At 39.7% G+C, this 23,451-nt stretch carries 18 protein-coding genes; 9 read left to right on the top strand and 9 right to left on the bottom strand.

What is annotated here, in order from left to right:
* Nucleotides 1–147 precede the first annotated feature (147 nt).
* The 3 genes from glmS to BUA16_RS04365 all read right to left on the bottom strand — a co-directional run bounded on the left by glmS (nucleotide 148) and on the right by BUA16_RS04365 (nucleotide 4,793).
* On the bottom strand, nucleotides 148–1,995 hold the full coding sequence (gene glmS / locus BUA16_RS04375) for a glutamine--fructose-6-phosphate transaminase (isomerizing) (protein WP_072763415.1): 1,848 nt from the start codon (nucleotides 1,993–1,995) through the stop codon (nucleotides 148–150).
* Nucleotides 1,996–2,130: 135 nt separating this feature from the next.
* Nucleotides 2,131–3,978, bottom strand: a complete 1,848-nt coding sequence (locus BUA16_RS04370; protein WP_072763414.1) for a DUF4270 family protein — start codon at nucleotides 3,976–3,978, stop codon at nucleotides 2,131–2,133.
* Nucleotides 3,979–3,983: 5 nt separating this feature from the next.
* Nucleotides 3,984–4,793: a glycogen/starch synthase gene (locus BUA16_RS04365; RefSeq protein ID WP_072763413.1), complete on the bottom strand. Its 810-nt coding sequence runs from the start codon at nucleotides 4,791–4,793 to the stop codon at nucleotides 3,984–3,986.
* 103 nt (nucleotides 4,794–4,896) lie between these two features.
* Here BUA16_RS04365 and panC point away from each other — a divergent pair, with 103 nt between their 5' ends.
* The 5 genes from panC to radA all read left to right on the top strand — a co-directional run bounded on the left by panC (nucleotide 4,897) and on the right by radA (nucleotide 9,809).
* A complete protein-coding gene (gene panC / locus BUA16_RS04360; protein WP_072763412.1) occupies nucleotides 4,897–5,739 on the top strand; it encodes a pantoate--beta-alanine ligase in 843 nt (280 codons plus the stop codon).
* 42 nt (nucleotides 5,740–5,781) lie between these two features.
* Entirely contained in the window at nucleotides 5,782–6,132 is a 351-nt protein-coding gene (gene panD, locus BUA16_RS04355) for an aspartate 1-decarboxylase (protein WP_072763411.1), read from the top strand.
* A gap of 2 nt (nucleotides 6,133–6,134) precedes the next feature.
* Nucleotides 6,135–7,100, top strand: coding sequence for a lysylphosphatidylglycerol synthase transmembrane domain-containing protein (locus BUA16_RS04350; RefSeq protein ID WP_072763410.1), 966 nt, complete (start codon nucleotides 6,135–6,137; stop codon nucleotides 7,098–7,100).
* Nucleotides 7,101–7,131: 31 nt separating this feature from the next.
* The gene (locus BUA16_RS04345; protein WP_072763409.1) at nucleotides 7,132–8,274 is read left to right on the top strand and encodes an alpha/beta hydrolase; all 1,143 of its coding nucleotides are present in this window, start codon (nucleotides 7,132–7,134) and stop codon (nucleotides 8,272–8,274) included.
* A 173-nt stretch (nucleotides 8,275–8,447) separates the two neighbouring features.
* Nucleotides 8,448–9,809, top strand: coding sequence for a DNA repair protein RadA (gene radA, locus BUA16_RS04340; protein ID WP_072763408.1), 1,362 nt, complete (start codon nucleotides 8,448–8,450; stop codon nucleotides 9,807–9,809).
* A 115-nt stretch (nucleotides 9,810–9,924) separates the two neighbouring features.
* Here the strand turns inward: radA and BUA16_RS04335 are convergent, their stop codons facing one another.
* Both BUA16_RS04335 and BUA16_RS04330 read right to left on the bottom strand, forming a co-directional pair.
* Nucleotides 9,925–10,965, bottom strand: coding sequence for an NADP(H)-dependent aldo-keto reductase (locus tag BUA16_RS04335; protein WP_072763407.1), 1,041 nt, complete (start codon nucleotides 10,963–10,965; stop codon nucleotides 9,925–9,927).
* Nucleotides 10,966–11,051: 86 nt separating this feature from the next.
* Nucleotides 11,052–11,813 (bottom strand): exodeoxyribonuclease III, encoded by a 762-nt coding sequence (locus tag BUA16_RS04330; protein WP_072763406.1) that lies wholly within the window; start codon nucleotides 11,811–11,813, stop codon nucleotides 11,052–11,054.
* Nucleotides 11,814–12,060: 247 nt separating this feature from the next.
* Here BUA16_RS04330 and BUA16_RS04325 point away from each other — a divergent pair, with 247 nt between their 5' ends.
* Nucleotides 12,061–14,142: a TonB-dependent receptor family protein gene (locus tag BUA16_RS04325; RefSeq protein ID WP_072763405.1), complete on the top strand. Its 2,082-nt coding sequence runs from the start codon at nucleotides 12,061–12,063 to the stop codon at nucleotides 14,140–14,142.
* A gap of 302 nt (nucleotides 14,143–14,444) precedes the next feature.
* On the opposite strand, the gene BUA16_RS04320 is transcribed toward BUA16_RS04325, so the two are convergent.
* Together BUA16_RS04320 and BUA16_RS04315 are read right to left on the bottom strand one after the other, a co-directional pair.
* Nucleotides 14,445–15,989, bottom strand: a complete 1,545-nt coding sequence (locus BUA16_RS04320; RefSeq protein ID WP_072763404.1) for a glycine--tRNA ligase — start codon at nucleotides 15,987–15,989, stop codon at nucleotides 14,445–14,447.
* Between the two features lie 37 nt (nucleotides 15,990–16,026).
* Nucleotides 16,027–16,923: a hypothetical protein gene (locus BUA16_RS04315; protein WP_072763403.1), complete on the bottom strand. Its 897-nt coding sequence runs from the start codon at nucleotides 16,921–16,923 to the stop codon at nucleotides 16,027–16,029.
* A gap of 46 nt (nucleotides 16,924–16,969) precedes the next feature.
* Here BUA16_RS04315 and BUA16_RS04310 point away from each other — a divergent pair, with 46 nt between their 5' ends.
* Nucleotides 16,970–17,668: a ComF family protein gene (locus BUA16_RS04310; protein WP_072763402.1), complete on the top strand. Its 699-nt coding sequence runs from the start codon at nucleotides 16,970–16,972 to the stop codon at nucleotides 17,666–17,668.
* Between the two features lie 53 nt (nucleotides 17,669–17,721).
* Nucleotides 17,722–19,335, top strand: a complete 1,614-nt coding sequence (locus tag BUA16_RS04305) for an Ig-like domain-containing protein (protein ID WP_072763401.1) — start codon at nucleotides 17,722–17,724, stop codon at nucleotides 19,333–19,335.
* On the opposite strand, the gene BUA16_RS04300 is transcribed toward BUA16_RS04305, so the two are convergent.
* On the bottom strand, nucleotides 19,319–20,131 hold the full coding sequence (locus tag BUA16_RS04300; RefSeq protein WP_245795517.1) for an amidohydrolase: 813 nt from the start codon (nucleotides 20,129–20,131) through the stop codon (nucleotides 19,319–19,321). The two genes, BUA16_RS04305 and BUA16_RS04300, sit on opposite strands and share 17 nt — an antisense overlap.
* A 15-nt stretch (nucleotides 20,132–20,146) precedes the next feature.
* On the bottom strand, nucleotides 20,147–20,626 hold the full coding sequence (locus BUA16_RS04295) for an ankyrin repeat domain-containing protein (RefSeq protein WP_072763399.1): 480 nt from the start codon (nucleotides 20,624–20,626) through the stop codon (nucleotides 20,147–20,149).
* 597 nt (nucleotides 20,627–21,223) lie between these two features.
* Here BUA16_RS04295 and BUA16_RS18205 point away from each other — a divergent pair.
* Entirely contained in the window at nucleotides 21,224–23,434 is a 2,211-nt protein-coding gene (locus BUA16_RS18205; protein ID WP_084668433.1) for a PAS domain-containing sensor histidine kinase, read from the top strand.
* The last annotated feature ends 17 nt before the right edge of the window (nucleotides 23,435–23,451 follow it).

Below are 23,451 nucleotides of genomic sequence, written 5' to 3'. Positions count from 1 at the left end.
CGAGCAATAGCAAAATACTCTAAATTATGCATGCATAGTACTTTTTTGAGAAATATATTCGCTACAATTTACGAATCCCACAAAAAAAATCGGGTCCTGAATACATCAAGACCCGATTTTTTGGGTTTATTTAGTGTTTGTTATTTCTTATTCCACGGTAACGGATTTAGCCAAATTTCGCGGCTGATCTACATTACAACCTCGCATTACTGCTATATGGTAGGATAATAATTGCAAAGGTATAGTGGTTAATAAAGGTGTTAGGCTTTCCAAGGTTTCTGGTATTTCGATCACATGGTCTGCCAATTCCTTTACCTGCTGGTCGCCTTGGGTCACCACGGCAATAATTTTACCTTTTCGAGATTTTATTTCTTGGATATTGCTCACGACCTTCTCATAGTGCCCCTTATTGGTAGCGATAACCACGACAGGCATATGTTCGTCTATCAGGGCTATTGGCCCGTGTTTCATTTCTGCGGCAGGATAGCCTTCGGCATGGATATAGCTTATCTCCTTTAGCTTTAAAGCTCCTTCCAGGGCTACGGGAAAATTATACCCCCGTCCCAAATACAAACAATTGGTAGAATCTTTATAGACCTCCGCAATTATTTCTACCAAGGCATTAGACTCCAGGGCCTTTTCTACTTTGGCGGGTATTTGCTCTAGTTCGGTTAAATACTCATGGAACCTTGTAGTGGTAAACACGCCTTTTTCCTTAGCCAATTTTAAAGCAATAAGGGTTAATACCGTAATTTGGGTAGTAAATGCCTTGGTAGAGGCCACTCCTATTTCTGGCCCCGCATGGGTATAAGCCCCAGCATCTGTTTCCCTAGCTATAGAAGAACCTACGACATTACAAACTCCAAAAACAAAGGCCCCCTTTTCCTTGGCCAATTTTATGGCCGCCAAGGTATCTGCCGTTTCTCCAGACTGGGAAATAGCAATAAGCACGTCCTTGTCCGTGATCACCGGGTTCCGATATCTGAATTCAGAGGCGTATTCTACCTCTACCGGTATTCTTGCCAAATCCTCAAAAATATATTCGGCCACGAGTCCGGCATGCCATGAAGTACCACAAGCCACAATTATAATGCGATTTGCATTTAAGAGTTTTTCAAGATTCTCATCAACCCCTGCCATCTTTATTATCCCCTGTTTGGCCAATAAACGACCCCTATAGGTGTCTAAGATAGCTCTTGGCTGTTCGTAGATTTCTTTGAGCATAAAATGTTCAAAGCCTCCTTTTTCTATTTCTTCCAGATTTAGTTTTAATTCTTGGATGGAGGGGTAGGCTACGGCATCGTCTTTGATCTTGCGCAGTTTTATTTCTTTCCCTAGGCGGATAATCGCCATCTCCATATCTTCCAAATATATGGCATTATTGGTGTATTCTATAAAGGGAGATGCATCCGAGGCTATAAAAAATTCACCCTCGCCAAGGCCAATCGCTAGCGGACTCCCTAATTTTGCCACTACGATTTCATCGGGTTTTTGCTTGTCAAATACCGCTATCGCATAGGCTCCGACTACCTCGTTCAAGGCAATCTGAACCGCCTGGCCCAGCTTGACATTTTCTTTGTTCTTTATCTCTTCTATTAAGTTTACCAATACTTCGGTATCGGTATCCGAGGAAAAAGTATATCCTCTTTTTAGCAACTCCTTTTTAATGGCATCATAATTCTCTATAATTCCGTTGTGGATCATGACCAAGTTCCCCGAGTTGGAATAGTGGGGGTGTGAGTTGACATCATTAGGTTCCCCATGGGTAGCCCATCTGGTATGACCAAGACCTAAGCTTCCTTTCAATGATATAGTACTTTGAGACTTCTTATGAAGATCTGCTACTTTGCCTTTTGTTTTGGATAAGTTGATCTCATTTCCATCGTAGAGGGCTATACCGGCACTATCGTACCCTCTGTACTCCAATCGCTGGAGCCCTTTCATTATAACCGGATAGGCATCTCGATGCCCAATATATCCTACAATTCCACACATAATTTATTAGTTGATTAGTTAGTAATTCAAAAAAGGTTTTAAATAACACTCACAAATGTAATGTGATGTTATTTAAAACCTTTTAAATCTCAGACAATTAACTAAAATATACTGTATGTGGTACTTTTTTTGCCCTTACTTTACTTCTGTATAGTAAATCTCGAGTTTCAATTTCTTGTTTTCTTCCCCTTCAGAAGTATGATCACTTCCAAATAGCACGGTACCAAGCGGATTGATCACAGACATTGAAGCTACTGTGCCTTCATTGCCGTTTGCCAACATGGCCTTAGCAGTGCTAGACACCCTAATATCGGAGGTCACGGCCAGATTTAAGGTCGCATTGGTAGAATCCCTAACGATGATATCGTTGATATAATTGGTGATCTTTATTTTATAATGATCTCCCTTCCCGTTTTTCTTGGTCAACGCCCCATCGTAATTGGTAAGGTTCCCTGCATTAAAATCGGCTTCTTGTTCAAAGAACGGATTGTACACCGGGATATTACTATCGGCCTTGTAGAGATACAATTTAGATGGTTCTATCACTTCTCCCGCGCCATCCAAGGTATTTCTGTCGACATAAAAAACAAGATTAGCTTCGTTAATAATCCAATTTTTATTTTTTATCTGGTTGATAATTTCTGCTCCATCGGTGTCATTGAACAATTTAATTTGAGCAAAACTGCCTGCCCCTCCTTTTAAGTAGATCCTGGAAGCATTTTCGCCATTGTCCATACTGTTGGCAATTTCTTCAGGATATGCGTCATTGACAAATGTATTGACAGCATTTCCAACCACAGCTCCGGTATTGCTATTTCTTCTTAGTAGTTCCAGCACAAATTCACCTTCCTTCTTGACATCAAATTCATCGTCAGAAGTATCGGAAGTTCCCTTAGTATCTACCGAATCATACTCGTACTTAATGGTAATATTTCCTTGGGTCAAATCCAACAACATCAGGACATCGTCAGAAACGGACAAATGGATACCTCTAAAAAATTCGGCAAAATTCGATTGGCTTAACAATTCCGAAGCGCCTTCCTTATCCAAAATATTCTCCTGAAAGAAAGTTTTGTCCAGCGCAACCCTTATCCCTGGTGCAAGGCGCACTGGAGCCTCCTTCGATTCATCTTCCTCTTCGGTCTCCGGATCGTCCTCTTTAAAAATAAGCTCTTCCTCGGTGTTGATCGTTACCGGTCCTTCAAATAAAAGATCTGAAACAAAATCGGGAGAAAACTGCTGAGACGAAAAATATTGTTGCGCCTCCTGGAAATTGCTATTCGGATCTAAATCCCTTAAATAATAGGTAGAACGCTCTACCTTTAAATTAAATGGAATATCCCTATTACCATAAATACTATCCAAATCGAATTTTATAGGAAATCTGTTCGGAGCCGTATCGGTATCTTTGTCATCATTGGTTCCATCTCCATCGGTATCCTTATTATAAGGATCGGTACCCATGGCTTTTTCTTGAGCATCTGTCAATCCGTCGCCATCGTAATCACTGTTCGGATCGTCAGGATCCGTATCGTAAATATCAGGCACGCCATCATTATCACTATCTCCTTTGGTGTTGGTCAAAAAGGGAATAAACAAGGTTACTTCCTTAACAGTCTCTTTTTCCTTTATAGTAAGGATATTATCATCGGTATCGGCATTAGCCTCTTTTTGGGCAGAGTAATTTCCAAAAACCGGATTTTCCTTTGATAATAGTACCTGGGTAGTGATCCTAGCTTCGGTTGTCCCGTATATTGGATCATTAAATTTCCCTAATTGGTATACTGGAACCTTATTGGTCTGTACTGCTTCAACTTTTTTGTTGTAAGCAAAAACATCGTACACCGCCTTATTTGCAGTAAATGGTTCGTCTCCTATTACGCCACTACCAATTGTTGTAAGATCATCTTCACAAGAAACAAAAGTTGCTGCTAACAACATTCCTACAAGCGCAGGAAATTTCAATCCTTTTACTAAATCCATCTAGACTATTTTAATACTTCTGTGTTATAAAAATTCAGGTAAGCTTCTTCAAATTCCTGGATAGGCACATAAGGCAATACAGGTTTTTGAACCTTGGAAATATGCGTTTCCAGTTCATTTGGAAGCTCTTCCGCAGCTAAAATAACGGCATCAGAAAAATCGACCGCTACCTTTAACAAATTATTATAACTAGGATCTTCAAGGGATTTAATGCTTTCTTCGGGCACACCGTCAAAGGCAATCTTCTTGATCATATCGCTATTCAGACTCCCTTCGAAACCTTGTCCATAGACCGAAAGAACTATTTTACTTTCAGAGAATAAAGGTTCATCGGCGTAGAATTTTTTCAAATACAAAGGAAGTAATGAAGCCATCCATCCGTGTACATGGATAATATCTGGAGACCAATTTAATTTCTTAACAGTTTCAACAACTCCTTTCGCAAAGAAAATAGCACGTTCATCGTTATCAGGAAATCCTTTTCCATCCTCATCGGTGAAAGTGGCTTTTCTTTTGAAATATTCCTCATTGTCTATAAAGTATACCTGTATACGTTCCCTTGGGATCGAAGCTACCTTTATAATTAACGGCATATCCATGTCATTGATCACAAGGTTCATCCCTGATAATCTAATAACTTCATGCAATTGATGTCGACGCTCATTGATGTTTCCAAACCTCGGCATAAAAATCCTAATCTGGCCACCATTACTGTTGACCATTCTTGGGGTTTCGTAAGACATTAAGGAAACTTCGTTCTCTGGTAGATAGGGTACTAATTCTGAAGATACAAACAATATCTTTTTGCCATTCATAAAAGCTATATTTTATTTATAGTGCAAACGCAGCTGCAAAATTACAAAAATTATAGAGATTAGCGGTATTTATAGTAAGTTTGCTCTCTTTTAAGTTGAACAGATGCAGTTATTTACCACTAAAAAGGACCTTGACTCCTTTCTTTACCCCCTAAGAAAAGGCAAATCAATTGGTTTGGTCCCTACCATGGGAGCCCTACATACGGGACATTTATCCCTTGTAAAAAAATCGGTAGCCGAAAACCATATCACGGTGATTAGCATATTTGTGAATCCCACCCAATTTAACAATCAGGACGATTTAGAGAAATATCCCAAAACTTTGGATGCCGATATTTCATTATTATCTTCCGTTTCGGACGATTTAATTGTTTTTGCCCCCTCGGTTTCCGAAATATATGCCGAAGAGGTAGCCTCCAAAGCCTACGATTTTGAAGGATTGGAAAAAGTGATGGAAGGCGAATTCCGCCAAGGTCATTTTGAAGGCGTGGGTACCATCGTGGAGAAATTATTTCGATTGACCATGCCCAACAAGGCATATTTTGGGGAAAAGGATTTTCAACAGTTACAAATCATTAAAAAACTGGTGGAAATCACCCAATTGCCTATTGAAATTATTGGATGCCCCATCCTAAGGGAGCCTAATGGCCTAGCCATGAGCTCTAGAAATGAAAGGCTTACCCCAAGCCAAAGAGACACCGCTGCCTTTATTTACAGCACCCTTCTGGAGGCTAAGAATAAGTTTGGCACAAAAAGTGCAGTTTCTATAACGGATTGGGTGAAGGATCAATTTGAAAACCATGAATCCCTACAATTGGAATATTTTAAAATAACCGACGAAAACAACCTTCAGCCTGTATTGGAAAAGGAAATCAATACCACCTATAGGGCCTTTATAGCCGTTTATGCAGGAGATGTTAGACTTATTGACAACATTCTGCTATAATACCAATAACAACATTGAGCAATAAATTATTAACTTTGTCCCATGCAAATAGAAGTAGTAAAATCTAAAATACACCGTGTAAAAGTTACCGGTGCAGACCTCAACTATGTCGGTAGCATAACCATTGATGAGGATTTAATGGATGCCGCGAACATTATTCGAGGAGAAAAGGTACAGATTGTTAACAATAATAACGGGGAAAGATTAGAGACCTATGCCATTCCAGGACCTAGAAATACCGGAGAAATCACCCTTAACGGTGCCGCGGCCAGAAAGGTTTGCGTTGGCGATGTGTTAATTCTTATCACCTATGCCCATATGGATTTCGAAGAGGCCAAAACCTTTAACCCTTCCTTGGTATTTCCTAACGAGGAAACTAATATGTTGACCTAATCTTGAAAACCTCCTTTAAGAAAACACTAAAATCAACACTTCCAATTCTATTGGGAGTGTTTTTAGTTTGGTACTCTTATTACAGAACTACAGAGGAGGAAAAACAGCAAATAATACATTATATAAAGGAGGCAAATTTACTTTGGGTAGGAATCTCCGTTATTCTGGGCGTACTTACCCACCTTTCTAGGGCCATTCGTTGGAACTATTTATTAAAGCCGCTAGGTTATACCCCAGGGCTTATGAATAACATCCTCATTATACTAACGGCTTATTTCACCAATCTTGGCATTCCCAGATCGGGTGAAATTTTAAGAGCCACCGCCCTGACCACCTATGAAGGGGTGCCCTTTGAAAAAGGTTTTGGCACTATTGTTACCGAAAGGGTTATAGATTTAATTATGCTGCTATTGATCGTCAGCATCACTTTTTTTCTACAGACAGACATCATATGGGCATTTTTACAAGGAAAAGGGTTTAACGCAACCGTACTGATCGGACTGCTCAGCATAGGTACTATAGGCCTTTTCCTGAGTATGTATTTTGTAAAAACATCTACTTCTACCCTTGCCAAGAAACTAAAAAAGATACTAAAAGGCCTTATGGATGGTGTTTTTAGCATTTTTAAAATGAAAAATAAATGGGCTTTTGTCTGCCATACCATATTTATTTGGGTGGCCTATATTGCCATGTTCTGGATTATTAAGTTTACCATTCCAGAGACCATGAACCTCACGGTTAGTCAACTCATGGTTGCCTTTGTGGCCGGAGCCTTTGCCATGACCGCTACCAATGGCGGAATAGGCATTTACCCCATTGCCGTAAGTAGTGCCTTGGCGATTTTTGATATTAGTTCTGTTTCCGGAGATGCCTTCGGGTGGATTATGTGGATATCCCAAACTTTCATGATCGTTGTTTTTGGTGCAATATCTTTTCTGATATTGCCGTTATGGAACAGAAACAGATAGTTTTCTTCTATTTATTGCCAAAATAAAAATTATGCAACGTATAATTACTTTTTGCTTCCTATTGCTGTGCTTTACCAATAATGCCCAGCTCACCAAAGAGATCTTTGAGTCCTTTAAATTACAAGAGCGCCGCGATGTACGCTACTATTTTCCGGAGGACTATTCTGCCGATAAAAAATATCCCCTGATCGTAGTATTGGATGCCGAGTATTTATTTGACCAAGTTTTGGCCAACGCTAAGTTTTATAGCGATTTTCACGGCATGCCAGAAGCTATTGTGGTAGGTGTAGAACAGGGCAAAAATTCTATTCGCTATGACGATTGCGACTTTGATCCCGAGAGTGGTCTTCCCTCCGAAAAGGGCAAGTTGTTTTTTGAGTTTTTAGGGATGGAATTAATCCCTTATCTGGAAAGCAAATACAGTTTGGCATCTTTTAAAATGTTCGTAGGCTATGAGCTTACGGCCAACTTTGGCAATTTCTATTTGTTTAAGGAAAACTCCCTTTTCAATGCTTTTATCGCCATATCCCCCACCTTGGCCCCAGAAATGGAATCCAGGGTTCCACAAAGGATTGCGGCCATGAAAAAGAAAATTTTCTATCAATTGATCGTCGAAGGAGAAAATAACCCACACACCCATAGCGTTTTGGCATTTGACCAGGCTTTAAAAGCCGTAAAGACCGAGAATTTATATTATTACTTTGATCAATACCCGGGTGCCGATCATATTTCCGTTGCAACCTATGGTATAGGAAAAGCCTTTGACAACATTTTTGGAATGTTTAAACCGATAAGTCCCGCCGAATACAAAGAACAAATTTTAACTTCCGAGGATCCGGTATTTAAATATCTTGAAACCAAACATACTACCATAGAAAATTTATTTGGGTTTAGGAAAGCTACAAGCCTTAACGACATCATGGCCATATATGCGGCAAGCCGTAAAAAGAAAGATTTTGAATCCCTAAAACCCTTGTCAGAGCTTTGTAAAAAAGAATTCCCTACCACCATGTTGGGATTTTATTTTGAAGGAGAATACTACGAACAACTGGGCGAGCCCAAAAAAGCATTACGGACTTTTGAAAAAGCTTTTGGCATGGAAGAAATAGACTTCTTAACTAAAGAGATGGCACTAGAAAAAATGGATGCCTTAAAGGCCGATTTTGGTTTTTAGGCCCTGATATCATCTTAGGATATATTCCCAAATCAAGGAAAATCCCTCGCCTATTCAAAATAGCTCCTCCTTTATGGCACATTGGATAGTTTGCGCCCACTGACAATGCCATGCTAGAAAAACGTCAGCTGTTCCAAACTTTATTTATCTTCGTCAAAATCTTAGAATAAAGAATGGCTAAAATTAAATCGACTTTTTTTTGTCAGAACTGTGGTACCCAATACGCAAAATGGGTAGGACAATGTAGTGCTTGTAAGGAATGGAATACCGTGGTGGAAGAAGTAATTCAGAAGGAAGAAAAAACCCCATGGAAGAGTCCTTCCAATACCACCAAAAAAATTGCCAAACCTTTACGGGTAAATGAAATAGCTACCGACAAGGAACTTCGCCTAAACACCTTCGATCTAGAATTCAATCGGGTACTGGGCGGCGGATTGGTACCGGGCTCCCTAACTCTTTTAGGAGGGGAACCAGGAGTAGGAAAAAGTACCTTACTGCTTCAAATAGCCCTAAAACTACCTTATAAAACCCTATATGTCTCAGGGGAAGAAAGTCAGAAACAGATAAAAATGCGTGCCGATCGCATCAACCCCAACAGTGAAACTTGTTTTATACTGACCGAAACAAAGACCCAAAATATCTTTCGCCAAATTGAGGCCACCGAACCCGATATCGTAGTGATCGATTCTATACAGACCTTACATTCTGATTATATAGAATCGGCCGCCGGGAGTATTTCACAGATACGGGAGTGCACCGCCGAACTGATAAAATTTGCCAAAGAAACCAATACCCCCGTTATTTTAATTGGCCATATCACCAAAGATGGTACTATAGCCGGACCAAAGATTCTGGAACATATGGTCGATACCGTGCTACAGTTTGAAGGGGACAGAAATTATGTATACCGTATTTTAAGGGCCTTAAAAAACCGGTTCGGGTCTACGGCAGAATTGGGAATCTATGAAATGCAGGGCAGCGGATTGCGAGAAGTGAACAATCCGTCCGAAATTTTGATATCCAAAAACGATGAAGGCCTGAGCGGAACCGCCATAGCTTCGACCATAGAAGGCATGCGCCCTTTGATGATAGAAATACAGGCCCTTGTCAGTACCGCTGTTTATGGCACGCCACAGCGCTCTACTACAGGATATAACTCTAAACGATTAAACATGCTATTGGCTGTTTTGGAAAAGCGAGCCGGATTTAAACTAGGTGCCAAGGATGTCTTCCTCAATATCACAGGCGGAATATCCGTAGATGATCCCGCCATAGATTTAGCCGTGATAGCCGCCATCCTTTCTAGCAACGAAGACGTCGCTATAGACAAGGGTGTGTGTTTTGCCGCAGAAGTAGGACTCGCAGGAGAAATACGCCCTGTGCAACGGATAGATAACCGTATCCTAGAAGCCGAAAAATTAGGCTTTAGCAGCATATTTGTTTCCAAAAACAATAAAATAACCCTTAAGAACACCAATATTCGCATTCATTTAATTACAAGGATCGAAGATCTTGCCAATGCCTTATTTGCGTAATTCTTATCGTTTGGAATTAAACAATCTTGCCCCAAATAAAATAATGAAAACCAAGACGATGATAATGATAAATTGAAAAAAGCCTATTTGTAAAAAGATCATATCTAATACTTATTTAGGGGGCAGGATTGGGGAATTCCGTATGAATAGCCTCAATACCTGCCAATACTGCATCGCTTAAGGTAACCTCTATACTGCCTATATTTTCTTTTAATTGGTCCATAGTCGTTGCCCCAATAATATTACTGGTGACAAAAGGTCTTGTATTGACAAAAGCCAAAGCCATTTGCGATAGTGAGATATTGTGTTCCTGTGCCAATTCATAATATTTTTGAGTAGCCTTTACGGACATCTCATTACTGTAACGATTGTAATTTGGAAAAAGACTTACCCTAGCATTTTCTGGTTGTTTGCCACCCAAGTACTTGCCGCTTAACACTCCAAATCCCAATGGGGAATACGCCAATAACCCTAAATTTTCCCGGTGTGAAATTTCTGCCAGACCCACTTCAAAAGATCTGTTCAACAGACTGTAGGGATTCTGAATAGTTTTCATTCTTGGCAACCTTATATGCACCTTGCTCTCTTCTAAAAAGCGCATGGCTCCCCAAGGGGTTTCATTGGACAGGCCCACATGCCGTATTTTCCCTTCGGCTATCAAATCCCTTAAAGTTTCTAGTATTTGGTGAAAATTGTCTTCCCAATAATCGCTGCTGTGATAAGTATACCCTAATTTCCCAAAGTAATTGGTCTTACGCTCTGGCCAATGTAATTGGTATACATCTATATAATCTGTTTGTAAACGTCTTAAACTTCCTTCTACCGCTTCTATAATCGCTGTTTTGCTAAAACCATCGGTTCTTATAAACTTGGTTACCTCCGAACGGCCTGCAATTTTAGATCCCAATACAATCTTATCGCGATTATTGTTTTTCTTAAACCACTTTCCTATGATTTCTTCGGTAACGGAATGTAATTCCTTTTTAGCGGGAATGGGATATAGCTCTGCCGTATCAAAAAAGTTTATTCCTTGTTCCAACGCATAATCCATTTGCGCATGCCCTTCTTCTTCGGTGTTCTGACGGCCCCATGTCATGGTGCCCAAGCAAATCTTACTTACTTCAATATCGGTATGTGGCAATTGGGTATATATCATTCTAATCGTTTTTCTTTTATGCTTAATGTTAGGACAATCCTCCAGTAGTACCAATAGTCGTATATGCTATTGATCCCACTAAAATCTTAATTTAACTCTACCAAAATAGGGCAATGATCACTGTGTTTGGCTTCAGATAAGATCACCGACCGTTTTAACCGGTCGGCCAATGGCTCGCTCACCATCCCGTAATCTAAGCGCCATCCCTTATTATTGGCACGAGAATTTGCCCTATAACTCCACCAAGTATAATTATGGGGTTCCTTATTAAAATGTCTAAAACTATCTATAAAGCCAGCCTCCATAAAGGCGCCTAACCATTCCCTTTCTACCGGTAAGAATCCAGAAACATTTTTATTGCGAACAGGATCGTGGATATCTATGGCTTCATGACAGATATTATAATCGCCACAAATCACTAGGTTTGGTCTCTCTTTTTTTAAATCCCCGATATAGTCCTTAAAATCGTCCATATATTGCAACTTAAGATCTAGCCTATCCAAATTTGTTCCCGATGGCAAATAGAGACTCATTACGGAAACCCCATTAAAATCGGCTCTGATATTACGCCCCTCGAAATCCATATAATCTATTCCGGTTCCGTATTCTATATGATCGGGTTCTTGTTTCGACAAAATTGCTACCCCGCTATACCCTTTTTTTTGCGCACTGTACCAGTAGTTATAACTATAGCCCAATTCCTCAAAAATACTCAGGTCTAACTGCTCTTTATTTGCCTTAATTTCTTGTAAACAGACAACATCGGGATCTACACTCGTTAGCCATTCTGCAAAGCCTTTATTTAAGGCCGCCCTAATTCCGTTTACATTATAAGAAACTATTTTCATTTGATATTTTATTGTTTTTCGATTCGAAAATCTAAGCGTTCACAACGACTAGATAATCCTAAAAATTAATTTTTAAAATTAAGCATTGTTTTTTGGAACAAAAAAGGTCTGCGCCTTTAGTTCCTTATTTCTTGCTTTTTTTATGCCACCTTCCAATTTGATGCTTTACCAACTGTCATTTCCTCGTTTAAGCCATACTCCATATATAATAATATAATTCCATATATTTAAACTTCAATATAAATCAATGAAGTTTTCCCTTTCCGTAGTACTTGCGATGTCCGTTTTTACGGCATCCATAGCACAAATACCTCCTAAAAAAGACAGTATAACCCAATTAGACGAGGTAATTTTAATAGACCAGCGTCGCAGCCTGTCCAAAACCCTTACTATTCCGGATAAAACCATTGGAGAAAAGGAATTTAAAAATTACAGCCCCATAGATATGGTATCGGCCATCAATCAAATTTCGGGTGTTTATGCCTTATCCGGAGCGCTGAATACCAATAGGATTACCATCAGAGGGGTTGGTGCCAGAACCTTATACGGAACCAATAAATTACGACTTTACTACAATAACATTCCTGTCACCAATGGGGCCGGATTTTCGACCATAGAATCATTCGATCTAGAGAATCTGAGCGCTATAGCCGTTATTAAAGGTCCTAAAAGCACCTCTTTTGGCACTAATTTAGGCGGAGCCATTTTACTGCAGACCAACCCTGCTTTGGAAAACGGCTCCTATATTAACAATAATCTTACCCTTGGGTCCTATGAGCTATTTAAGAACAACCTGCTGGTAAGCCATAAGGACGACCAACTTTTGGTGAGACTGCAATACGGGCATTTAAAGACCAATGGGTATAGGGAAAACAACCGCTTTAAAAGCGATAACCTCTTATTGGATCTCAGATATCAAATCGATGAGAAAAACCAAATCTCCTTATTGTTCAACCAAGTAGATTATACGGCACAAATCCCCAGTTCTTTGGGCGAAACCGCTTTTAAGGAAAACCCCAGACAAGCCGCTTTTACCTGGAAAGCAGCCCAAGGCTTCGAAGCCAATAAGTACAGCCTTATAGGTCTTTCGTACTCCCATAAATTCTCGGAAAAAATTCAAAATACCACCAGCTTGTTTTATTCCTATCTGGACCATTATGAGCCACGGCCCTTTGGCATTTTAGACGAGTACACACACGGATATGGGTTTAGAACAAATTTTTTAGGATCCTTTGACCTGAATGGCTTGGCGATGAAATACAGTTTTGGAGCCGAACTGTCCAGGGATCAATATAATGGGCGGGAGTTTACCAATCGCTACCGGGAAAACAACGGCCAGGGAAGTCTAAAGGGCGATTTATTCAGTAAAAACAAAGAGTTTAGAAGGCAGCTCAATACTTTTGGAAGCCTTGACATTCCGTTTACCGACGCTTTTTCGGCCCAATTGGGCATCAACCTCAACCATACCTATTATGACTATAGGGATTTATTTGGCCAAGGGGAAAATAACAAAAGTGCCAAACGAGAATTTAACGATATTCTAATGCCCAGTGCAACCCTTAGGTATGCCGAGAAAAACGCCCCATCGTTTTATTTCAATATCAGCAAGGGCTTTTCCAACCCCAGTGTCGAGGAAACCTTAACCCCCGCTGGCGTAATCAACCCCGATATTGATCAGGAAACAGGTGTGAACTATGAAATAGGTTCCGAGCTTTCCCTGCTCGACAAAAAGCTTCATATGAGTATGGCGATTTACCGCATGGACATCAAAGGCCTATTGGTTGCCCAACGTGTTGACGAAGACCAATATGTTGGTAAAAACGCTGGAAAAACCAAACACCAGGGCCTAGAATTTGAGGCGTCCTATCAGCTGCCTATTGCCGCTACCGCCTCTTTAAATCCGTTTATCAGCTACAGCTTTAGCGATCATAGTTTTGTGGATTTTATCGACGGTGACAATGACTATTCTGGCAATCCTATTTCAGGGGTTCCCAAGCATCGGTTAACCACGGGCCTGCGGGCAACATTCCTTAAAAACCTGTATTGGAATACCGTGCACCAGTATGTTGGAGCCATGCCAATGACCGATGCAAACACCTTGTCTAGTGATTCTTTTAACGTTTTCAATAGTAAAATAGGCTACCAAAAACAATGGAGCAAAAAACTATCCGTTGGCCTGTCCCTTGGCCTCAATAACGTTTTTGATGTCGATTATGCCCAATCCGTGCTCATTAACACAACCGGATTTGGAGGTGCCGAGCCTAGGTATTATTACCCTGGCAACGGCCGGAATTTTTACAGCGGGCTACAAATTCGGTATTTGCTATAATCAACTATGACTTCTAAGGGCCTTACCATGCCTTTAAACACCAACCCTTAGGGCTTCATCGGTAAGGAGAATACTTTGGGCGTTCCCTCCTGCGTCGGGCGGGCCCTTGGCTGTATCCCTTGCTTCGCTGCGGGGATGCCGCCGCGGTCCCTAACGCGGTTTAATGTGTAAATGAAACAATTAAGGACACCGATAATGTAAAATCCCAAAAACAAACCCCTTAACAAAACAAGGTTTTGTTAAGGGGTTATAAGGTATTCGACGAAGTTTATGATAAAGACCGTCGCATTATAGCATATGGCTTATGCCATTTTCTTTAACCATTCTTTCATATCTACTTCCTTAGCGATAATGGACTTTACAGCATCGATAGATACACGTTGTTGTTCCATGGTATCCCTATGACGTATGGTAACTGTCCTGTCTTCCAAAGACTGGTGGTCTACCGTTATACAGAAAGGAGTACCATTGGCATCCTGTCTTCTATAACGACGCCCCACGGCATCTTTCTCATCGTAGATGACATTAAAGTCCCACTTAAGTTCATCTATAATTTCGTGCGCCAATTCTGGCAATCCATCCTTTTTTACCAATGGCAATACAGCTGCCTTGTTCGGGGCCAATACTGCTGGTAATTTAAGGACTGTTCTAGTGGTACCGTTCTCTAGCTCTTCTTCCTGTAAGGCATTCGAGAAAACGGCTAAGAACATACGGTCTAAACCAATAGAGGTTTCTACCACATAAGGCACATAGCTTTCGTTTAATTCAGGGTCAAAATACTGTAATTTTTTTCCTGAGAATTCTTCGTGGCTACTAAGGTCAAAATCGGTTCTAGAATGTATCCCTTCCAATTCTTTAAAGCCAAAAGGAAATTTGAATTCTATATCGGCGGCCGCATCGGCATAGTGGGCCAATTTCTCATGATCGTGGAATCTGTAATTATCTTCTCCTATTCCCAAGGAAAGGTGCCATTTAATTCTGTTCTCTTTCCAAGCCTCGTACCATTCTTTTTGAGTCCCAGGGCGTACAAAGAATTGCATTTCCATCTGTTCAAACTCGCGCTGACGGAAAATAAACTGTCGGGCCACAATTTCATTTCTAAAAGCTTTCCCGATCTGGGCAATTCCAAAAGGTACCTTCATTCGTCCAGTTTTCTGAACATTTAAAAAGTTCACAAAAATCCCCTGCGCAGTCTCTGGCCTGAGGTATAAATTCATGGCACTATCGGCAGAAGCTCCTAATTTAGTACCGAACATTAGGTTAAATTGCTTTACTTCTGTCCAGTTTTTAGAACCCGACACAGGACAAGCAATTCCTAATTCTTCGATCAGACTTTTAACATCGGCCAAATCTTCCGTTTCCAAAGATTTCCCCAATCGTTTTAATATAGTCGCAATCTGTTCTTGGTAACCGATAACCTTTGGGTTGGTTTCCAAGAATTGGTTTTTATCAAAGGATTCTCCAAAGCGCTTTGATGCTTTGGCCACTTCCTTGTCTATTTTAGCTTCAATTTTAGCAGCATGTTCTTCTACCAAAACATCGGCACGATATCTTTTTTTAGAATCCTTATTATCGATTAACGGATCATTAAAGGCATCGACATGGCCAGAAGCCTTCCAAACGGTCGGATGCATCAGTATTGCAGAATCTAGGCCTACAATATTATCATTCATCTGAACCATGGCCTTCCACCAATATTCTCTGATGTTTCTCTTTAATTCTGCGCCATTCTGGGCATAGTCGTAGACAGCACTTAGTCCGTCATAAATTTCGCTAGACTGAAATACGTACCCGTATTCCTTCGCGTGGGATATTACCTTCTTAAAATCGTCTTCTTGTTTTGCCATATGGCAAAAATAGAATAATACCTCATATTTGGGTAATTTATTTCAAATGAAATTCTGAAGTGCTTATCAATTTCTCTTCTTCAAAAATATTCAGGGTATAAGTACCGGGATTTAAGGAGCCTTCGGGTACCGAAATAGCATCACACACATTGAATTCTTCGTCCTGAAAGATAAATTGTACGCGCCTGCTGTAGACATTTCCTTGATAGGAAATGGTATTGGCATTATCTGCTATAACCTTCATTTCGGGCCCTAAAAACTGATAGTAAATGGTTCTTTCTTCCTTAGCAGTATTAGGATTACCCATAATAGTGACACAACCTCTCAGCTTGGTCACAGAACTGGCCTTACTTGTCTTAATATGTTTAGAACTTCGCAGTCTAAAACCGGCTCCTTCGCTATTTTCTAATTTCAGATAACTCTGGTTTTTAAGTTTTAGACTCAGTTCCCTATTCCTTTTACGCAATAAGGCTTCGGCCTCGGCCAAAGAATGGCTCTTGCTTTTTAGTTCGTCCAAAATATCCTTCGTCTCCTTATATTGGTTTCCCAAAAGCACATTGTTATACCTAAGGCTATTGTTCCTTGCTTTTAGACTGTCATTTATAGCCTCTAACTTGGAAAGGTCCGTCTTAAATTCTTTTAGTTTTTCTACATTAAAATTTAACTGTCCAACAGAATCTATCAATTGTTGTATCTGATATCTTGAATCCTGTAACTCTATTTCATTAACTTCGTTTAGTGCCGAAAGTCGGTCTACATCAGATTTTACAAGCGTGAGGTCTTTTATTAAAAGTTCTTTTTCCTGTTTCAGAAAATTTATACGTCCCTTAGATTGGGCATAACTAAAATAAAAGGCTATTAAAACACCCAATATGATAGCTACTAGAACAGCAAAAGTGAATTTATAGTTGAATTTATTATCTTGTAGATTCATCTATCATAAAAAGTATTAAGTAGGTTATTAGCAATTAAGATTTGGTATGGGCTATATTTCAAATATAATAAATGATATCAATTCTATTCTTTTCCCCAGGCTATGTTTTGGATGTAATGCGCTTTTAACTAGAGGAGAAGAGCACATTTGTACCATTTGTCGGAATCAATTACCCCTTACCGAGTACAATTATGAGGTAGAAAATCCTGTAGACCGCATTTTCTATGGTCGAGTGGTTATAGAAAAGGCCAGTGCTTTCCTTTTTTTTTCCGAAAATGGCATTGTAAAAAACCTCATCCACTATTTAAAATACAAAAACCAAGTCCAAATAGGGCAATTTTTAGGGGACTGGTATGGGCATGTTTTAAAAGAGAACAATTCCTTGGCACATATCGATTATGTGATTGCCGTTCCCTTGCACAAAAACAAATTAAAAAAACGGGGCTACAATCAAGTAGCCTTATTTGCCCAGAAAATCGCCCAACATATCGATGCCCAATACATAGACCATATTCTAATAAAAACGGCCAATACCAGGACTCAGACCAAAAAGACAAGGATCCATAGATGGCAGCAAAAACAATCGCTCTATATCCTTAGTGATCCAAATTTCCTCTGCAATAAAAATGTTCTCCTGGTAGACGATGTGATCACCACAGGGGCCACCATGGAAGTATGTGCCAAAACCCTTGGGGAAACCCCCGGAATAAAACTATATCTGGGCGCTATGGCCGTGGTGTTATAATTTTAGATTTCTCCAAATTAGTTGTTTCTTTGTTAAACATTTTTGTAATTGTTATGATACAACGAATTTTAGGGTTTCTCTTTTTATTTTTATCCATTTCTGCTTTTGTTCAGTGTGCTAGAAGAGGTACGCCAAGTGGTGGCGATAAGGACATTACCCCGCCAAAACTGATAAAAGCAGAGCCAAAAAACATGTCTGTTAATTTTAAGGAGAAAAAAATCAGGTTGTACTTTGACGAATACATAAAACTAAAGGACGTACAAAACCAGTTAATTATTTCTCCCCCTTTAAAATATACTCCATTAATTTCTCCTCAAGGTTCGCCAAGTAAGTTTGTAGAAATTATCATAAAAGACACCCTAAAACAAAACACTACCTACACCTTTAATTTTGGGCAAAGTATCATAGATAACAATGAAGGAAACCCCAACCGTTTTTTATCCTATGTATTTTCAACCGGAGACTATATAGATTCTTTATCGGTATCTGGGGTGGTCAAGGACGGTTTTCAAAAAAATGCCGATACCTTTATCAGTGTAATGCTTTATGAGATAGACAGTACTTATACGGATTCTACCATTTACAAGCGTCCGCCCAACTACCTCACCAACACCTTGGACAGCACCACTATATTTCACCTTAGAAACTTAAAAGAAGGCAAGTATGCTCTATTCGCCGTAAAGGACGAGGCGAAAAACAATATTTTCGATCAAAAAACCGATAAAATCGCCTTTATAAAGGATACACTAAGCTTACCGACCGATTCCATTTACTTGCTGACTTTATTTAAGGAAGTTCCAAATTACAGTATTTCTGTGCCCAATTTTGCCTCGAGTAATAAAATTATATTTGGATATCAAGGCCTTGGGAAAGATATAGAAATCACCCCTCTGACCAAATTGCCCGATACGGTAAAAACCCTGGTAACCAAAGAGCCCAAAAAGGATACCTTAAATTTTTGGTTTACGCCCTTTAAAACCGATTCCATCGTTTTTATGGTAACCAATACCAAGGAAAAATTAAGGGACACCTTTTCTGTAAAAACCAGGAAAGTAGGTTTGGACACTTTAAATTTACAACCCAACCAAAGGGGAACTCTAAAATTCGGAAATCCGCTTTATATTACCTCCAACACCCCTATAACGAAAGTAGATTCTACTAAAATAAGTATGATTCGAAAGGACTCTTCCACGGTTAAAATGCACCCGACCTTGGACAGAAAAGACAATAAAGTAGCGATTAACTTTGATTTAGAACCAAATGAAAAGTACGATCTGAAACTCCTTCCCGGTGCTATTGAGGATTTTTTCGGCACTGTAAACGATACCTTATTATATCCCTTTACCACACAAAGTCTTGCCGATTTGGGAAATCTAAGACTTACCTTAGAAGGCGAAGTCACCTATCCGCTCATTGCGCAGCTCACCGATGAAAAGGGCGTCACCAAAAAAGAAATTTTTGCGACAAAACCAGGGGTGCTTGAGTTCAGCCATATAGAACCTGCTAAGTACGTAATTCGGGTTATTCACGACACCAATGGCAACCAAAAGTGGGATACCGGAAACTACCTTCAAAAGTTACAGCCCGAAAAAGTAAGCTATTACCCCACCGTATTGGAAGTAAGAGCTAATTGGGAATTGGAACAGACCTTTACCCTTCTAAAGTAAAGCCGTCCCTATCGTCCAAAAATTTTAATTCCTTCCTGACCTTGGTGATATGTTCTCGGGTCAGGGAGGCGTACAAAACCTCCTCTCGGTCCGAAAACACCAAGGGCTGACCAAGAAGATCGTACACCGCAGAATGCCCACAATATTCGTGTCCGTTATTGTCTAGGCCTATTCTATTGACCCCAATAACATAAGCCATGTTTTCTATGGCCCTTGCTTTTAACAGGGTATCCCATGCCACGATTCTTTGCTTTGGCCAATTGGCAACATAAATTAACATATCGTATTCTTCGACATTTCTTGACCATACCGGAAACCGTAAATCATAACATATCAGGGGACATATTTTAAATCCCTTATAATGGAGAATCAATTTGTTTTTCCCGGCGGCATATACCAAATTTTCCCCGGCCAAAGTAAAGGTATGCCGTTTGTCATAATAGGAACAATCCCCATCGGGGGTAACAAACAACAAGCGGTTGGTATAAGTACCATTCTCATAATAAACAGCACTGCCCACTATGGCCATATGGTGTTCTCTGGCCACTTGCTGCATCCATAGAAGTGTGATGTTCCCTTGATCCTTGGCCATATTTTCTGGATGCATGGTAAATCCGCTTGTAAACATCTCTGGCAAAATGACCAGGTCCGTATCTTTAGAAATCTCCGCGATCTGTTTTTTAAAATTTGTTCTGTTCTTATCGGGATTTTCCCATACCAAAGAAGATTGCACCAAGGCTACTTTAAGCTCTTTCCCCATATTATAAGTTGTTAGCGCACCCAAGTACGACTGCATTTTCTGGCTTCTAATTTATGTATTTCCCAGCAATTCCATTAAGGCCGGTAACCCTTGCATTCTGGCATGATCTAGGGCAGAGTTGCCACGGGCATCCTTAAGTCCTTTGTCAGCACCGTGTCCTATAAGGAGTTTTGCAATGACTTCTCTATTAAAGGTAACTGCGTAAATAAGGCAGCTGGCTCCCATAGCATTTCTCGCATTTACATCGGCTCCTTTTTCTATAAGTTTTTTTGCTACCGAGGTAAATCCTTTAAGGCATACTCCCATAAGGGCAGTATTCCCAGAAGCATCCTTGGCATCGACCTCAGCCCCATTGTGGATCAGTGCATTGGCAATATCGCCCCTATCGTAGTAAGTGGCCAGTATCAGTGGTGTTGTTCCTCGCTCGTCCCTGGCATTTATCAAATCAGGATTTTCAGAAATCATCCGAACCACATCCGCTGTTTCTCCGTTTCGTATCACGCTAAAAAAAGATTCTCTATCATTTTCCATCTTCTTCCAATTAAAAAACTTTTTTCCATTTTTTATGGAACTGTTTTTATTATTTTATATTCTAATATCAGTAATTGGTAAATTCACTTATCCCCAAGGCTTTTCTGTTTTCTTTCCTACTTTAGAAAATATTTTAGCCCTTGTATGTCGTAATATCATTGGTTACGGCAAAGGACCCCTTGGCACCACAACCATTGGCGTGTACCACCCATTATAGCGTTCCTCCGCTATTCTCATGAACCAATTTTTCGAACAATTTATTAACCTGCACCAATACAGCCCCCTGTTAGACAAAGGTTTGCAGAGCTTGATTATTAGAAACTGAAACACCTGCAGTAGTCGTAATTTTTTTTCCATTTTTTATATTTTCAGGCAATTTCTCCTAAAGCCAAAGGCAATGGCATTCATCATGCTTTTCCTAAAATTACGAAACAAAACTCCGGTTTCAGCTTAAAATTACGCTAATTTACTTTATTTCAACGGTTTAAACGCTCACCCAAAATCCATTTGTTTAAAAAAAACCTATTTGTATAAAACCCGATATAATGGTACCTTGGCTACATTGTAAACACAACTAACTCTTTTAACGTTTCCCTATTGGATACTCTTGCTTCTATATTAACCCTTAAAGACGCCCCTGTTGCCATGGCTATGGTTGATAAGGAGTTGAATTTTATTAACTATTCCAGTATTTGGTTCGAAGAGTTAGGCATCCAAAAAGGGGATATTCGGGGCAAATCATTTTTTGAGGTAGTACCGAACACCCCTAGAATTTTTAAAAATATCCTAAAGAACTGCTTGAAGCAGACTGATGTCACCAAAATAGAACAACAGCACACCCTGCCCAACGGAAGTAGCCAATGGTATAAATGGCGGGTAAAACCATGCAAAGATAGGGAGGGCAATGTTGCTGGACTTATTATCAGCAGTGAAAATATCACCAGGCTTAAACGAACCAAAGAACTTTTGGAAACCACGGAAAATGTGGCGCGAATTGGTGGATGGGAATTAGACCTCCTTACCAACAAAATTCAATGGTCCGATATTACCAAGGAAATTCATGAAGTACCCTTATCCTATGTGCCCTCCATAGATACTGCCATGCAGTTTTACAAAGAAGGAGAGCATAGGGAAAAGATTCGCAAATTAATAGAAAATGCCATTGAAAAGGGGGAATCCTGGGATACCGAATTACAGATTGTTACGGCTAGCGGAAAAGACCTGTGGGTAAGAGCGAAAGGTGTACCGGAACTCATCAACGGTAAAATTGTACGGCTTTTTGGTGTTTTTCAAGATATAGACACTATAAAGAGAGCAGAGCTAGAAAACGAAATCATTGTAGAACGTTTAAAAATAGCGACTGCAGCGGCCAATGTAGGTATTTGGGAGTATCATTTATGGGACAATACCCAATCATGGGACGATCGAATGTACGCCTTATACGGTGTAAAAAAAGAAAGTTTTACCAAAAGCTTCGAAGCTTGGCTTTCTTGTATACATCCGGACGACAAAGAGAAGGTCCTTTTAGAAATAGATATGGCCCTTAGGGGGGAAAAAGAATTTAAAACCAAGTTTAGAGTGGTCCTCCCTTCAGGCGATATACGTCATATAAAGGCTATTGCGACCCTGCAAGAAGATAAGGCTGGTAACAGAATTAAAATGATAGGGACCAATTGGGATATCACAGAATTAATAAATACCCAATTAAAACTCGATAAAAGTCAAGAATCTCTAAAAGGCAGTTTTGAGTCTTCTGCCGTAGGGATGTCATTGGTAGGTGTTGATGGTTCTTGGTTAGACGTTAACGAGAGCCTTTGCAAAAGTTTAGGCTATACCCGAGAAGAAATGATGCAACTAACTTTTCAGGATATTACCCATCCCGATGATTTAGATGAGGATTTAGAATATTTACAGGCACTGTTAGACGGAAAAAGTGATAGCTACCAGTTGGAAAAACGATATTTTCATAAAAAAGGACATATCGTCTATATAATATTGACGGTAACTGCCGTAAAAGATATTTCAGGCAATGTTTCTCATTTTATTTCCCAAATCTTGGATATCACATCTAGAATAGAAGCTACAAAAAAATCAAATGAATTATTAAAAGTCAGTAAAAGTCAAAACGAGAGCCTGACTAACTTTGCCCATATCGTTTCCCATAATTTAAGATCACACTCGTCTAACCTGTCTATGCTGATCAACTATTTAATGGAAGAAGAGGACGAGGAAGAACGGAAAGAACTGGAAAGCATGATATTGGATGCTAGCGAAAGTTTAAATGAAACTGTTCAGCATTTAAATGAAGTTGTTTCAATAAAAACCGATATACAAGACCAATTACAGGATTTAAATTTATTGGAAGGCATTCGCAGCGTAGTGAAAAATATCAGTGGCTTGTTAAAAGATAGGAAGGTTCAATGTAAAATTGATATCAATGAAGACGAAAAAATTAAGGCAGTTCCAGCCTATTTAGACAGCATATTGCTGAACCTCTTTACCAATAGTATTAAATATTGCAGTCCAGATAAACCTCCCATTATTAATATCACGGCAAAAAAAACCGGCGATATGGTTACCCTAGAATTTACGGACAACGGCTTGGGGATAGATTTGGACAGACACGGAGACAAGATTTTTGGAATGTATAAAACCTTCCATAAACACAAGGACGCTAAAGGAATAGGCTTGTTCATAACTAAAAATCAAATAGAGGCTATGAACGGAAAAATACAGGTAAGAAGCAAGGTTAATGAAGGTACTACCTTTATAATTTCATTTTTATCGGCCAATACCACCATTAAATAAAATAAAAAAAATGATAT

This window comes from Arenibacter nanhaiticus, assembly GCF_900141935.1.
In the GTDB taxonomy this organism is placed as follows: Bacteria; Bacteroidota; Bacteroidia; order Flavobacteriales; family Flavobacteriaceae; genus Arenibacter; species Arenibacter nanhaiticus.
This window is presented reverse-complemented; position numbering and strand designations above follow the sequence as displayed.

Bases quoted from the DNA above. Each gene is read 5' to 3' on its own strand.
- BUA16_RS04335 (WP_072763407.1), bottom strand. From the start codon at position 10,965: ATGATATATACCCAATTGCCACATACCGATATTGAAGTAAGTAAGATT.
- BUA16_RS04345 (WP_072763409.1), top strand. From the start codon at position 7,132: ATGCAACGTATAATTACTTTTTGCTTCCTATTGCTGTGCTTTACCAAT.
- radA (WP_072763408.1), top strand. From the start codon at position 8,448: ATGGCTAAAATTAAATCGACTTTTTTTTGTCAGAACTGTGGTACCCAA.
- BUA16_RS04295 (WP_072763399.1), bottom strand. From the start codon at position 20,626: ATGGAAAATGATAGAGAATCTTTTTTTAGCGTGATACGAAACGGAGAA.
- BUA16_RS04310 (WP_072763402.1), top strand. From the start codon at position 16,970: ATGGGCTATATTTCAAATATAATAAATGATATCAATTCTATTCTTTTC.
- BUA16_RS04320 (WP_072763404.1), bottom strand. From the start codon at position 15,989: ATGGCAAAACAAGAAGACGATTTTAAGAAGGTAATATCCCACGCGAAG.
- panD (WP_072763411.1), top strand. From the start codon at position 5,782: ATGCAAATAGAAGTAGTAAAATCTAAAATACACCGTGTAAAAGTTACC.
- BUA16_RS04365 (WP_072763413.1), bottom strand. From the start codon at position 4,793: ATGAATGGCAAAAAGATATTGTTTGTATCTTCAGAATTAGTACCCTAT.
- BUA16_RS04330 (WP_072763406.1), bottom strand. From the start codon at position 11,813: ATGAAAATAGTTTCTTATAATGTAAACGGAATTAGGGCGGCCTTAAAT.
- BUA16_RS04325 (WP_072763405.1), top strand. From the start codon at position 12,061: ATGAAGTTTTCCCTTTCCGTAGTACTTGCGATGTCCGTTTTTACGGCA.
- BUA16_RS04300 (WP_245795517.1), bottom strand. From the start codon at position 20,131: ATGCAGTCGTACTTGGGTGCGCTAACAACTTATAATATGGGGAAAGAG.
- panC (WP_072763412.1), top strand. From the start codon at position 4,897: ATGCAGTTATTTACCACTAAAAAGGACCTTGACTCCTTTCTTTACCCC.
- BUA16_RS04370 (WP_072763414.1), bottom strand. From the start codon at position 3,978: ATGGATTTAGTAAAAGGATTGAAATTTCCTGCGCTTGTAGGAATGTTG.
- glmS (WP_072763415.1), bottom strand. From the start codon at position 1,995: ATGTGTGGAATTGTAGGATATATTGGGCATCGAGATGCCTATCCGGTT.
- BUA16_RS04315 (WP_072763403.1), bottom strand. From the start codon at position 16,923: ATGAATCTACAAGATAATAAATTCAACTATAAATTCACTTTTGCTGTT.
- BUA16_RS04305 (WP_072763401.1), top strand. From the start codon at position 17,722: ATGATACAACGAATTTTAGGGTTTCTCTTTTTATTTTTATCCATTTCT.